Below are 14,218 nucleotides of genomic sequence, written 5' to 3'. Positions count from 1 at the left end.
TTTTAATTATATTGAAAATTAAGAATTTGAGGTAGGTAAACTATGAATATTGCAAAGCCAAAGATTGTAGTCAGTGCCTGTTTAGATTTGCAGCCAGTTCGCTATAATGGATTATTTGTTAAAGATGATTTTGTTATCAAGCTTAAAAATTACTGCGAATTTATTACGATTTGTCCTGAGTTATCAATAAATCTTGGCGTCCCTAGGGATAGAATTATAGTGTACAAGTCAGACGACGACTTTAGGCTGTACCAAACATCCAAAAATAGAGATTTAACTGATGAAATGCGCTCTTTTTCAAATAATTTTTTGACTTCTTTGAGCGGTTTCGATGGCTTCCTCCTTAAGGGAAAGTCTCCCTCCTGCGCAATAGGCAATGCACTGGTATACAAGGATAAAGAGGCAAAAGTCTATCACGCGAAGGGGAGAGGGATGTTTGGGGCCGAAGTTATAAAAAAATTCCCTAATTTTCCTACAGAAGATGAAGGCAGACTGAAAAATGTAAATATTAAACAAAATTATATAATAAGAATATTCTCTATCGCAAACCTTAGAGAGTCGATGCTTAAAATTAACAATATTAAAGGATTAATGGAATTTCACAGAGAGAATAAATATTTATTAATGGCGTTCAATCAGCAGAAATTAAAAGCAATGGGATCTTTAATAGCCAAATATCAAAAGGATAGCGATTTTGAAGAGACTAAAAAAACTTATTTTGATCTATTTGTAAGCTCTCTGGCTAGTAGAACTAGCAAGGGGAAGTATTTAAATGTATTACAGCATATTTTTGGATATTTTTCAGATAAATTAAATCCAAATGAAAGAAATTACTTTATTTCTTTAACTGAAAAGTATTTTAATAATATTGTAGATTTAAAAACTCTAATTGAAATCTTAAAAATTTGGTCTTATAGATTCGAAGACAAGTATATCTTGGAACAAACTATTTTAAACCCATATCCAGACGATTTGGGATAAAATTTTTATATTTTATTTAAACATTCCTAAGCATTTTTATTATTATACACATGTTAAAATAAGATATATAAATTGAGAGGAGATAGTTTTAATTGATTTATAAGAGAAAGATATTAACACATCCAAATTCACTATTGAAGATGCGAAGCCTTCCAGTGTTAAAGTTTGATAAAGATCTTGAATTTCTTGTTGAAGAAATGGCACACATAATGATCTCAAACAATGGAGTAGGGCTGGCGGCGCCTCAGGTAGGTGAACTTAGCAGATTTTTTATTTACAAAATTGATGATAATTTGCAGGTAGTTGTTAATCCCGAAATTATTGAAAAGGTTGGTTCAGAAGTTGACACTGAAGGTTGCTTAAGCGTACCTGGAGTTTTCGGGCCCGTAGAAAGGGCTTTTAAAATAATCGTTCAAGCCCAAGATTTATATGGAGAAACAATTCTTCTAAATAAAGAAGGCTATGAAGCAAGAGTCATACAGCACGAATTCGATCATCTAAATGGCAGTCTTTTTATAGATAAAGCTGAATATCTGGAAACGGCTGAGGATAGATCCAAAAAACAAAAAGAAAAACTTGAAAAATAAAATTTTTATATATTAATTTAGGAGGAAATGCTTTTTGAACTTGATTTTTCTTGGAACCCCCGTTTACTCTGTCAATGTGCTAAAAGTATTGACTCAATCAAAGCATAATGTTTTAGGTATAGTGACCAAAAAGCCATCCTGCTATGGAAGGAAAAAGGTTCTTAAACCTTCTCCAGTTGAGATATTTGCCAGAGAGAACAATATACCCTTATATAGTGGAAAAACTAAAGACCCTGACTTTTTAGATTTTTATTCATCCTTGAAACCAGAAATAGGAGTCGTTGCCTTTTTTGGAGAGATCATACCCTTGAGAGTTATTGATCTTTTTAAATATAAGATGATAAACCTTCACCCATCCTTGTTACCCAAATATAGGGGTATCGCTCCTGTGCCCAGAACGATCTTAAATGGAGAAGATCTTTTTGGAGTCACAATTCATGAGGTAGTAAAGGAATTAGACTCAGGAGATATATACGACCAGATTTCTTTTAAAATATCTGAAAAGAAAAACACTGAGGAGATATTAGACTTTCTATCAATTGAGGGCTCGAAACTATTGATTAAAGTTTTAGATTCTATAGAAAACAATTCTTCAAAAAAATATTCTCAAGACAATTTTGAGGCTACTTATGCCCAATTGTTAGAATTTAATGAAGCAAAGTTTTCATTTGAAGATTCTGCAATAAATATAGAAAGAAAAGTTTTGTCGGCCAATCCAGATCCTATTGCTAGGACAACTTCCAGCAAGGGTGAACTTTTAGTTTATAGTGCATATTCATCTCAAGGCAGTGCTAAGCCATTTGAAATCGTGGGTGTGGAGGGAGAAGCTTTAAAGGTCGGAACAAGCGATGGGATAATATCTTTGGTAGATGTTCAATTTCCAGGGAAAAAAAGGATTAAAGGTAAAGACTTATTAAATGGTTTGAGATTGAGAATTGGAGACCTTTTATAACTTTTGGGCATTACTAATTCAAGGCTATATGCTTTTAAAATATTAAAGAGAATAATTTATCAGGGTGCATACCTTCACCTTGTTACCAAAAATATTGATTTGTATGGAAGAGATAGAGCTTTTTTTAAGCTAATTGTAAATTCTGTTTTAAAAAATGGTTATAAATTATTTGAGAAATTGTCAAAGGAAAGATTGTCCAAAAGTGAAGTGATTGCATTGTTGATGGCAATCGTGGAACTAAAACTTCTTAATAAAGAAAGACATATAGTTTTCAGCCAATACGGATCAATAACTGAAAAGGATTTCTATACGAAAAGATTTTACAAAATCTTAACTTCGCTCGAAAATGATGACTGTATAGATAGCGATATAAGTTTGCCAGATTTTTTAAATAATCAAGTTGTTGATGCAAAATTGGATATAAAAAGTTTAAATAACTTTAAACTTATTCCATTGCCAGGTTTTTTTGTTCTCTCCAAGGACATTGAGATTTCTAATATAATAAATTCTCTTTCAGATAAACTTTATCCTGGCAAAATTTTTAAGAATTACTATTACACTGATTCTTTTTCTGAGATATTGGAAAAATTACCTAAAGAAAGCTATCTTGTTATATCCGAGAGCTCTATGTTATCAGTTTTAATCCTTGATCCAAAACCTGGGGAGCATATTATCGAGGTTGGAGCGTCTCCCGGTGGCAAGAGCGTGTTTTTAGAATACATATTGAAAGATTATACTTCTGATTCAAATAAGCCTGAAAAGATAGTCTCTGTCGATATCTCAAATAACAGAATTAGCGCTCTCAAAAAAACTTGCGAAGAATATAATTTAGAACTAATTACCCCAACTCTATATAATTATGATACTGTTTTCGCTATCTCGGATAAAATTCTAATAGATGCCCCTTGCAGCGGACTTGCTACAATAGGAAGCAAACCTGATATTATTTTTCATTTAAAAGAGAATGATATAAAGTTATTGTCTGAAAAACAAGAAACTATTTTAGACTTTTTTAAGAAATTTTTAAAAATTAATGGCAGAGTTGTATATTCTGTTTGTACTTTTACAGCATTTGAAGGAAAGAACCAAATTGATAAATTTTTACAAAAGAACAAAAATTTTAGAACTATAAATGGTGTTATATCTTCTAAATATATACATCAGGATATAATTATAGAGAACTCAATTCCGAAAATAGACTGGGTTGGTCTCAACTTAGAGCCTTTTTTTATTTGCTGTTTAGAGAAATATTGTGAATAAAGAAAAGTTTTTTGATTTTTCTTTAAGTGAGCTTGAAAAATATTTTTTAGATTTAGGTTTGCCAAAATACAGAGCGAAACAAATTTTTTCATGGGTCTATAAGAATAATATTTATGATTTTCAACTTATGTCTAACCTTAGCTTGGATTTAAGAAAATATTTAGAGTCGCACTTTGATATATCTTTTTTATTAGCAGAGAATGTTGTCCAATCGAAAGATATGAGCATGAAATTCTTGTTTGATCTTGGGAATTCAGAATTTATTGAAAGCGTTTATATAAAACATAACAATAGAAATACAATATGTGTTTCTTCTCAGATAGGCTGCCCTGTGGGATGTGCAATGTGTTCGACTGGGAAGATCGGCTTTAAAAGAAATTTGAAAGCATCAGAGATTATTCTTCAAGTTCTTTCTGTTGAAAATGTTATCATGCCTAAATCTGGGAAAATTGATAATATTGTTTTTATGGGAATGGGCGAGCCCATGCTGAACTTTGACAATGTAATTAAGGCTATTAGAATATTAACCGATAAGAGTGGGAGAGCAATGAGCCCAAGGAGAATGGTAATTTCTACTAGCGGATATGTAGATGGCATTAGAAAGCTTAAAGATGAAAATCTTCCAATAAAATTGGCTATTTCTCTTCATGCAACTACTGACGAGGTTAGATCTAAGCTTATTCCTGTAAATAATATTTTTAATATTGAAAGACTTCTTAGGGCAGCAGAAGAATACGCCATAAGTTCGAAAAGGCGAGTAACCTATGAGTATATTTTGATGGACGCCATAAACGACAGCGATCAGGATATTATTAGATTAAAAGATCTTTTAAGAGGACTTCATGCTCACGTTAATCTTGTAAAATATAACCAGTCGAATTCTAATGTTACAATAAAATCTAAAATGCAAAGGATTAAAATCTTTGAGGAGTCGCTTAATAATTTTGGCATAAAAACCACCATAAGGATATCTAAGGGTGAAGATATAAATGGAGCCTGTGGTCAGCTGGCACTCTTGACCGAACAGCTTGCAAAGGAAAATATTGTAGAAGATGAATGAGTTCGAGATAGAGAAAGGGAGTGAGGGATATACTTATGTTAGATACGGATGTTGAAGATGAAATGAACTTACATGAATCTTTTATGAAAAGGGCTTTGGAATTAGCCTTAAATGGGAAATACTTTACTTCTCCAAATCCTATGGTTGGATGTGTGATTGTAAAAGATAAAAAGATTATCTCAGAAGGTTATCATATGGCTTTCGGCGAGCCCCATGCGGAGGCAAATGCATTGAAGTCGAAAGATATAGATTTTAGTGGTGCTGACTTATATGTTACATTGGAACCATGTCTTCATTATGGTAAAACTCCTTCTTGTACTTCAAAAATAGTTTCTTCAGGGATAAAAAGAGTGTTTATTGCCACATTAGATCCAAATCCGAAAATGAGTGGGAAATCAGTCGAGATACTAAGGTATGCAGGAATAAAAGTTGTAAATGGAATTTTAGAGAAAGAAGCCCAATTTATAAATAGACACTTTTTTAAAGCTATGAATAGATCCCTACCATGGGTGATATATAAATGTGCAATGACCTTGGATGGCAAGACAGCGGATCATAATTTCAAGAGTAAATATATTTCCTCTGAAAAGTCTCGAAAATATGTTCATGAACTTAGAGCTGAATGCGATGCTATTATGGTTGGCTATAGGACTGCAATTTTTGATGATCCACTTTTAAATGTGAGACTTAAGGGTGTAGAGAAAAAATTAGCAAGGGTTATAGTAGATCCCAGGGCTGCTCTGCCAAAAGATTTGATGGTTTTTAACACTCCTAACGAGGGCGATACCATACTTGCAATTCAAAAAGGTTCAAGAAACAAAATTTCTGATCAGATTGAAAGTCAGGGCGTACAGATCCTTGAATTAGACGAAAAGAAATTTTATACGAATCTTATGAGAGAGCTTTGTAAGAGAAATATTATAAAAGTTTTGCTTGAAGGCGGCGGATCCCTTGCCTTCCATATTCTAAAAGAAAAATTGATAGATGAGTTAAACTTTTTTATAGCTCCTAAGATATTAGGTGGGAGAAATTCTCCTACACCTTTTTCTGGTCCCGGATATGAAATCGATCAAAACATAGTGATATTGAATCCGCTTAAAACAAAAAAAATAGGCAATGATGTATTGGTTACCTCTCTTGTAGAATATAATTAACATAAATATATAAATACAAAGATTCTAAAACTGGAGGAATATATTGAGGATAGTTGTAGGTCAGGTTAACCCCGTTATTGGAGACTTTGAGCATAATTTTGTGTTAATCGAGAAGACGTATAAAAAGGGCTTAGAAATCAATGCTGATTTAGTGGTCTTGCCTGAAATGGTAATTACAGGTTATCCCCCAAAAGATTTATTGGAAAGGGAAAACTTTTGTGCAAGAGCATTTGAGTACAACGAAATGGTTGTTGAGTTGACTCAAGATATCCCGATTCTTTTTGGTTCTATCCAAAAAAACAAAGAAGTTGGTAGAAAGATTCATAATGTGGGCATCTTAGCAAAAAATAAAAAAATTATCGGTCTTGCAAAGAAAATGCTTTTGCCTTATTACGACGTATTTGATGAGACCAGGTATTTTGAACCAGGCCAGAGTCCATTTTTTATAAATATAGATGGTAAAAATATACTTGTAACTGTGTGTGAGGATCTTTGGGGATTGGGCGATGAATGTAATTTATATGGCGAAAATCCGCTCAAGGATGCAATAACAAAAAATAAAGAAAGTCAGAAAATAGATTTTGTAATAAATATTTCTGCATCTCCTTACCATTCTATAAAATTTAATCAGAGAAAAGATATTTTTTCTAAAATTACTAAAAATTTTGATTTTGATCTGCTATATGTAAATTGTGTTGGAGCAAATGATGAGTTGATATTCGATGGTGCGAGTTTTTATATGTCAAAGTTAGGACAGATAAAATATTTAGCGCCCTTTTTTGAAGAAAATATTTTTTCTATTGATACAGACGAGCTTATTTCAGGTAAAGTCTGTGTAAATGAAGATTACGACTTAACAGAGTTAATGTACAGGGCTTTAGTATTTGGCCTTAAAGAATATGGTCGAAAGACCTGTTTTAGCGGAGCAGTTTTAGGCCTTAGCGGGGGAATAGATTCTTCTATAACTGCTTGTATAGCTGTTGATGCTTTTGGTTGTGAGAACGTAATAGGGCTAATTATGAACTCACCATATAACTCAAATGAAAGTCTTGAGGATGCTATGGAGTTGTCAAAGAATCTTAACATTAAAACAGTAGTAATTCCTATAGAATCTTTAATGAAATCTTTTGACATATCTTTGATGGATGTCTTTAAAGGTTATAATAAAGATGTTACAGAAGAAAATCTGCAAGCAAGAATAAGAGGGAATTTGCTTATGGCAGTTTCGAACAAATTTAACAAGCTTTTGTTAAGCACAGGAAACAAATCTGAAATGGCAGTTGGTTACACTACTTTATATGGTGACCTTACTGGTGGTTTAGCTGTGATTTCAGATATTTATAAGGAAGACGTTTATAATATCTCAAGATGGTTAAACACAAAGAGAAAAGTTATACCAGATAGGGTTCTTACAAAAAAACCATCAGCAGAGCTAAGACCTGGCCAATACGATCAAGAAAAGTTGCCTCCTTATGAAATTTTAGATAAAATTTTAAAATTGTTTATCGAGAATGCACAATCGATAAAAGAAATTGTTTCTTGTGGATTTGATCAAAAAATAGTTTCTGAAGTCGTTTCAATGGTTGTTAGAAATGAATATAAAAGGAGGCAAGCTCCGCCCACCCTGAAGGTCAGCGGAAAAGCCTTTGGTTATGGCAGAAGATATCCAATTGCAATGAAACCAAAGTTGGAGGATCTATAGAAAACAAGGAGGTTTTTCAATGATAAAAATTGCTATTTTAGGTCTTGGGAATGTTGGCAGCAGCGTTCTAAGCATAATAAGAAATAATCAAGATGTAATTTTTCACAAAATTGGAGAAAAATTTGATTTGGTAGGGGCACTTGTCAGAGACAAGGCAAAACATTCAGATAAAAATATATATTTAGCCTCATCGTTTGAAGAGATCTTATCTTTAAAGCCAGATATAATTTTAGAGTTAATTGGATCTGTGCATCCTGCACTCGAATACATTACTAAATCAATTGAAAACGGTATTCCAGTTGTAACAGCAAATAAAGAAGTTTTGGCAAAACATCCAGAAGAAATATTCTCTCTTGCAGATAGAAAGAGAGTCCCAATATACTTTGAAGCTGCTGTTGGAGGCGGTATCCCCATAGTAAGACCCTTAAAGGTTTGTTTATCAGCGAATAGAATTGAAGAAATTGTTGGAATCTTGAACGGTACCACAAATTATATATTGACCAAGCTTGATAACGGAAAAGAATTTGAGGATGCTTTAAAAGAGGCTCAGCAAAAAGGTTATGCTGAAGCAAATCCAGATTCTGATCTGTCTGGAATGGATGCGCTATATAAGATAGCTATTTTGTCTTCGGTATCTTTTGGAAAATTGATCGATCTAAAAGAACTTTCATTTGAGGGAATAAATAATGTTAGCCTTAAAGATGTTCTGTATGCCAAAGACCTTGGATACAAGATCAAGCTAATTGCAAGAGCGTGCGTAAAAGACGACAAATACGATATTAGAGTATATCCAATGTTACTGCCTTATTCTCATCCATTGGCTTCGGTAAATAATAATATGAACTCTATATTAGTTAAGGGAGATTATGTAGGTTCGGTTATGTTTTATGGTCAGGGGGCAGGAGGGAATCCTACAGCATCAGCAGTAGCAAGCGATATAATGGATATAAGCTGGCATATAAGAAATTCTCACACTCATAGACTCTCTGGAAACATTAGATCGAAGGCTGCAATCTTAAAACCAGATGAGTTGTTTTCAAGATTTTATTTAAGGGCTATTGTTAACGACAATCCGGGCGTTCTTGCAAAAATTGCTAAGGTTTTAGCTGATCACAGTGTAAGCATAAAAAGTATGGTTCAAAAAACTAGTGAAGAAGGTTTTGCTGAGTTAGTTTTTATCCTTCACCAGTGCAATGAACAAAATTTTTATACTGCTATTGAAAAGCTAAACTCTATTGAAAGCGTGAAAAAGATAGCTCTTACATTGAGAGTTTATCAAGATTAAAGCGTCTAAAAAGAAATTATTGTTCCCTGTCTGCCGGTAACATTGTCTCTACGGTATGAATAGAACAAATCATCTCTTTCATAAGTACAGAGTTTCAATATACAAATATCAAAAACGTCGTATTTTCTAAATATGTGTTCTATACCGCCTGCAATATCGATATAATATTTATTTTGGCTTTTCTTTATGTGAAAGGATAGATCTTCGTGAGCTTCGAAGGATTCCGCTATATCTTTCTCCACTTCAAGGTGTTGCCATGATATGCCTGGTCCTACAGATACAATAAGATTTTGAGGTTTAACCCTGCCGAATTTTATTATGTCAAAAAATGACTCTATTATACCCTTATACAGTCCCCTCCAGCCAATGTGAAGAACTGCTATGAAGCTCTTTTTCTTTTCTGTTATTAATACAGGATAACAATCTGCAGTTTTTATAAACAATGGCAAATTATTTTTTGAAGTTATGAGACCATCAGTTTTTCTCACAATACCAGGAGCAAGAGTTTGTTTTGTATAAAATGAATGAATTTGTTCTGCTTCGCACCATTCTGGACCAACTTGCGTTTCTGCACAAAGTATTTTGCGGTTTTCAACAATATTTTCGCGAATGTCATTCGTTTGAAAAGATAGGTTTAGACTGTCATATGGTTTCTCACTTACACCAGAAAGTCTCGTTGAAAAACCATGCTTTATGCCTAGTCGCAATAATCTCTCATCCTGTATTAGTGATTGAGATTTAAAAATAAAGGGATAGGGTAATTGTTCACTCATTTTAAAAGCTCCTTTGCGTGTTTTAGTCCATATTCGCTAATATTACCCGATAACATTCGAGAAAGTTCTTCTAACCTTTCATTTTCATATAGCGCTTTAACCGTCACATGTGTTACATCATCTTTCTGCTCTTTTATGATTTTGTAATGAAGATCTGCACAAGCTGCAAGATTGGCTTGATGAGTAATTATAAAAATTTGGTTGAAATTTGACAGCTCTAACAACTTCTCTCTTAATTTTACTGCTGCGAAACCTCCGATACCAGAATCTATCTCGTCGAATATAAATGTTTTGGAATTTTTATTTTCGTCATTGTTCAATAGTTCTAAGGCCAACATAATTCTTGAAAGCTCTCCTCCTGATGCTACTTTTTCAAGAGTTTCAAGAGGTATTTCAGGATTTGCGCTAAAGTAAAATTCAATTTCTTCGGCACCGTATCTTGAAAATGATTTGCCGTTTATTACAATGTCGCCAGATGGTTCATTGAAGATTACCTTAAACTTTGCATTTGGAATATCAAGCTCTTTAAGTTCGTTTTCTACGCTTTGCGAGAAGATATCAATATTGTCAGATCTTTTCTTGCTGAGCTCATCGGCCAATCTTATAACTTCATTTTTAAAATTTTCTAAATTTAATTCTAATAACTCTTTTTCCTGTTCTAAATCAAAAATTTTGTTTATCTCTGACTCTATATCAACTCTTGCTGTCTCTATTTGTGCAATTTCTTGAAGCTTTAAGATTCTTCTTATTTTCTCAGCGGCTGCCAATCTATCTTGTATATATAAAAACCTTTCAGCAAAATCTGGCATTTTAAGAATCTTGGCCTCTACTTGTTCGCAAAAAGTTTCATAAGAAGATTTTAGATTCATAAAAGAATCAAATAGGTCATTGATTTGTTCATATTTTGATAGATTTTTTATCTCAACAGAAAGAGATGATATATAATCATATAAGCTTGATGGATATGAAATAATGCCAGATATTTTTTGCAATTTTTCGTTGACTAATTCGCTTTGCTTAAGTATATCTCTTTCTTCTAATAGTTTTGCAATCTCGCCTTTATAAAAATTTTCATTGTCTATTATCTTCAAAAGATCTTGTAAAATCTCTTTTCTATTCTTTATGTCTTTTAAATTTGTATTTAACTCAGATAATTTTTGTATACATCCCCTATATCGCTCAAAGGCCTTTTGATATGACTTTTTCAGCTCAGTATTTTCTGAGAAGGAATCGAAAACTTCATTTTGATATGACTTCTTAAGGAGTGACTGATTGGCATGTTGGCCTGTTAGCTCTATAAATTTAAGAATAGATTTTATGGCTTTTTGGTTTGATATCTTGTCGTCAATATAAGTTGAACTTTTGCCACTCTGATTTGTAACCTTTTTTATTTTTATATCTTTTGAGCCTTCTTTGTGAAGTCCATTTATTTCAATAGTTATAATTGAGGGTTTATCTGGATTTTTTGGCACAAAGATAACTTTTTCTCCTAAGAATGATGCGATAGCTCCTGTTATAAGCGATTTGCCTGCGCCAGTCTCTCCAGTTAAAGCATTTATTTTTTTTGTAAATTCGATAGTAATATTATCGATTATTAGAGTATTATCAATTGTGATTTTTTTAATTATTCCTGAATCAAAATATAATTCTGATATGTCATTTGGCATATTACTTATTTCCTTTAAAGCCAGTTTTATATCTATAGCTAAATAAGATTTTCATGTTCCCCACGACATCTTTTCCTTAAGTTTTTTAAAAAAAGAGGTTTTTTTACTGAACAAAAGGGTTATTGACTTTGCAGAAGGTGTAATTATTGATTTTTCAACGCCTTTCAATGGGGTTATGCATTGTCCGTCTACGCTGTAATAAAGCGTTTTGTATTTAAGATCGAATTCTATTTCAATCGCTTTTCTTTTAATGACCATTGGTTTGCAGCGGGGATCTCTGGAAGAAATGGGAGTGACTACCATACAATCAAAAAAATGTTCAACTATTGGACCTCCAGCAGAATATGAATATGCTGTGGAGCCGATAGATGATGAAACTATAATTCCATCAGAAAATACTTTAAATGTTGTACCGTCGATTTTCAATATCCAGGGAACCATCAAAGGGTCTGATCTTGAAAATATTATTTCATTTAGCGCATATTTTATCTTATCCAAAGTCATTATCTCAAGAAGGCTGATTTTTTCTGAATATACATCAGGGAATTTTATTAAAAATTCTTCTAATTCGTCTACAGAACCAGTAGACAAAAACCCAAGCCTTCCAAGATCCAGTACGAATATTGGAATATTTTTATCTAAATTAATTTCATGGATCAACCTTAGCAACGTTCCATCGCCGCCAAAAGTTATTATTGCATCTCCGTCCCCTCTAATTGGAAAATTTGTAATATCATGCGTTTCTTTATCAATAGAAAAAAATGTATACTTTTTACTTAAACGATAAAGAAAATCCAAGTTATATTGCTTTTTTGGGTTTACTTTAATCAAAAAAATATGATCTACCATTTTTTATCACCTTAAAAAAGATTTTTTTGCATAATATAATTTTCAATATTTTAAGTCCGATCGACTAAGAGACGATTAATAGTTTTTAGAATGTCATCATCGCTCATTTTTATTTGTTTCATTATAGAGTTATTATCTCCATGGGGCATAAAGTAATCTGGAAATCCCAAAATATCTGAAAATTTTTCGGCTTGCCCCGATCTTGAGGCCATAAGTAGGCAATACGATCCAAAACCTCCAATAGCTGAATTCTCTTCTACGGTGAATATTTTTGTGTGTGATTTTAATATTTTTTCGAATGTCTCAAATGTTTTTTCAGTCCATGGTTTTATTTTCTTAAAAGCGACTATGCTGACTTCATTTGTCAGATTGTTTTCTTCAATTATTTTGATGCATTTCCATACAATAGGTCCAATTGCTAAAATTGCTATTTTGTTTCCTCTATTTATAAATTCAGGCTCATCGAAATTCGATGGGGCACTTTGCCTCTTGCCTACAATCTCTCCCTTTGGATATCTGATGACTGCAGGTGCATTTAACTTAACCGAATAGTTGAGCATATTTTGTAAATCAATTTCATCAGATGGCACAAGTATGTGTAAGTTTGGTATTGGCAATAAAAACGATAAATCAAATGCTCCATGATGGGTGGGTCCGTCAGGGCCACACAGCCCAGCCCTGTCTAAAACAAATGTTATCGGTAGGTTTTGAAGTGCCACGTCGTGGATTAGCTGATCATAGGCTCTTTGTAGAAAAGTAGAATAAATTGCTACAACTGGTTTCAAACCCTGAGTAGACAAGCCCGCTGCAAAGGTAGCTGCAAATTGCTCTGCAATGCCAACATCGAAAAATCTATCTGGGAATTCATTTGCAAATTTTGTTAAACCAGTGCCATCTGGCATTGCTGCAGTGATAGCAACCACATTTTTATCCTTTTTGGCTATTTCGACTATTGTGTCAGAGAATATTTTTGTAAAAGATATCTTTTTTTCAAATGGTTTTCCAGTAGAAATTTCGAATTTTGGAGCACTGTGAAAAAAGGTTGGATTTTCTTCTGACATTTTGTATCCATAACCCTTTTTAGTGACTACGTGTAATACCTTTGGCCCTGGATGATTCAAAGTCCTCTCAATTGTAAACTCTAAAAGATTTATGTTATGTCCATCAATAGGGCCGTAATAGTTTATGCCGAGCTCTTCGAAAAAGCATTTTCCTATAAGCACTTCTTTAAAAGCATCCCTAAATCTGAGAGCAAAATCTAAAAAGGTTTTTCCGTTTGGCAGTCTATTGCTAAGAGTTTCTATGGTTGACTTGAAATTTTTATATAAGGTGTGGGTTCTAAGCTCTAATAAGGTTTTGGATAGTGCGCCCACATTTGGTGAGATTGACATTTCATTATGATTTAATATTACTGTTAGATCTGATTTTGTGTGTCCAAGATAATTGAATGCCTCAAGCGCCATCCCGCAGGTCATCGCTCCATCGCCAATTACTGCCACTACTTTGCCTTCTTTATTTAATATCTCTTTGCCGATACATGCGCCTAAACCAGCTGATATAGAAGTTCCAGCATGCCCTGTTCCAAAGAAATCATAAGGACTCTCTTCTCTTTTTGGAAAGCCGCTTATTCCATTGTATTGTCTTAGGGTTGAAAATCTTTCGAATCTGTTGGTCATTAATTTATAAGGGTATATTTGGTGTCCAACATCAAAAACAATAAAGTCCTTTGTCAGGTCTAATTTTGAAAGCAGTGCGATAGTCAGCTCCACTACTCCAAGATTTGAAGATAGATGACCGCCATTTTTGCTGACAGTTTTGATAATTGTTTTTCTAATTTCTTTGGCTAATTTTCTCTTTTCATCTATACTTAAGCTTGCAATTTGTTTCGGATTTTCTAATTTATTTAAAATCTCAATATCCAAAGTAAACTCCTTTCGAACCTTGCGTA

12 protein-coding genes are annotated in these 14,218 nt (G+C 33.1%); 8 read left to right on the top strand and 4 right to left on the bottom strand.

Features of this window, described 5'->3' with window-relative positions; genetic code table 11:
- The first annotated feature begins 42 nt into the window (after positions 1-42).
- The 8 genes from V4762_RS05325 to V4762_RS05290 all read left to right on the top strand — a co-directional run bounded on the left by V4762_RS05325 (position 43) and on the right by V4762_RS05290 (position 8,981).
- Complete coding sequence (locus V4762_RS05325; protein ID WP_347314743.1) at positions 43-981, top strand: YbgA family protein; 939 nt, start codon at positions 43-45, stop codon at positions 979-981.
- A 92-nt stretch (positions 982-1,073) separates the two neighbouring features.
- On the top strand, positions 1,074-1,568 hold the full coding sequence (gene def / locus V4762_RS05320; RefSeq protein ID WP_347314742.1) for a peptide deformylase: 495 nt from the start codon (positions 1,074-1,076) through the stop codon (positions 1,566-1,568).
- Between the two features lie 34 nt (positions 1,569-1,602).
- Positions 1,603-2,520 carry a methionyl-tRNA formyltransferase gene (gene fmt, locus V4762_RS05315; protein ID WP_347314741.1) on the top strand — a complete coding sequence of 306 codons (918 nt, stop codon included), beginning with the start codon at positions 1,603-1,605 and terminating at the stop codon, positions 2,518-2,520.
- Between the two features lie 3 nt (positions 2,521-2,523).
- Positions 2,524-3,780: a transcription antitermination factor NusB gene (locus tag V4762_RS05310; protein ID WP_347314740.1), complete on the top strand. Its 1,257-nt coding sequence runs from the start codon at positions 2,524-2,526 to the stop codon at positions 3,778-3,780.
- Positions 3,773-4,840 (top strand): 23S rRNA (adenine(2503)-C(2))-methyltransferase RlmN, encoded by a 1,068-nt coding sequence (rlmN, locus tag V4762_RS05305; protein WP_347314739.1) that lies wholly within the window; start codon positions 3,773-3,775, stop codon positions 4,838-4,840. Before V4762_RS05310 ends, rlmN begins: the two co-directional genes overlap by 8 nt.
- A gap of 35 nt (positions 4,841-4,875) precedes the next feature.
- Positions 4,876-5,994, top strand: a complete 1,119-nt coding sequence (gene ribD, locus V4762_RS05300; protein WP_347314738.1) for a bifunctional diaminohydroxyphosphoribosylaminopyrimidine deaminase/5-amino-6-(5-phosphoribosylamino)uracil reductase RibD — start codon at positions 4,876-4,878, stop codon at positions 5,992-5,994.
- 43 nt (positions 5,995-6,037) lie between these two features.
- The gene (locus V4762_RS05295) at positions 6,038-7,696 is read left to right on the top strand and encodes an NAD+ synthase (RefSeq protein WP_347314737.1); all 1,659 of its coding nucleotides are present in this window, start codon (positions 6,038-6,040) and stop codon (positions 7,694-7,696) included.
- 19 nt (positions 7,697-7,715) lie between these two features.
- Positions 7,716-8,981: a homoserine dehydrogenase gene (locus V4762_RS05290; protein WP_347314736.1), complete on the top strand. Its 1,266-nt coding sequence runs from the start codon at positions 7,716-7,718 to the stop codon at positions 8,979-8,981.
- Positions 8,982-8,986: 5 nt separating this feature from the next.
- Here the strand turns inward: V4762_RS05290 and pgeF are convergent, their stop codons facing one another.
- The 4 genes from pgeF to dxs are packed head-to-tail and all read right to left on the bottom strand — an operon-like array spanning position 8,987 to position 14,192.
- Positions 8,987-9,754, bottom strand: coding sequence for a peptidoglycan editing factor PgeF (pgeF, locus tag V4762_RS05285; RefSeq protein ID WP_347314735.1), 768 nt, complete (start codon positions 9,752-9,754; stop codon positions 8,987-8,989).
- Positions 9,751-11,421: an AAA family ATPase gene (locus V4762_RS05280; RefSeq protein ID WP_347314734.1), complete on the bottom strand. Its 1,671-nt coding sequence runs from the start codon at positions 11,419-11,421 to the stop codon at positions 9,751-9,753. Before V4762_RS05280 ends, pgeF begins: the two co-directional genes overlap by 4 nt.
- A 51-nt stretch (positions 11,422-11,472) precedes the next feature.
- Positions 11,473-12,270, bottom strand: coding sequence for an NAD(+)/NADH kinase (locus V4762_RS05275; RefSeq protein ID WP_347314733.1), 798 nt, complete (start codon positions 12,268-12,270; stop codon positions 11,473-11,475).
- Positions 12,271-12,320: 50 nt separating this feature from the next.
- Positions 12,321-14,192, bottom strand: coding sequence for a 1-deoxy-D-xylulose-5-phosphate synthase (gene dxs, locus V4762_RS05270; RefSeq protein ID WP_347314732.1), 1,872 nt, complete (start codon positions 14,190-14,192; stop codon positions 12,321-12,323).
- Positions 14,193-14,218: the final 26 nt, after the last annotated feature.

Origin of the sequence: Thermodesulfobium sp. 4217-1 (genome assembly GCF_039822205.1) — a bacterium.
Lineage (GTDB): Bacteria > Thermodesulfobiota > Thermodesulfobiia > Thermodesulfobiales > Thermodesulfobiaceae > Thermodesulfobium.
This window is presented reverse-complemented; position numbering and strand designations above follow the sequence as displayed.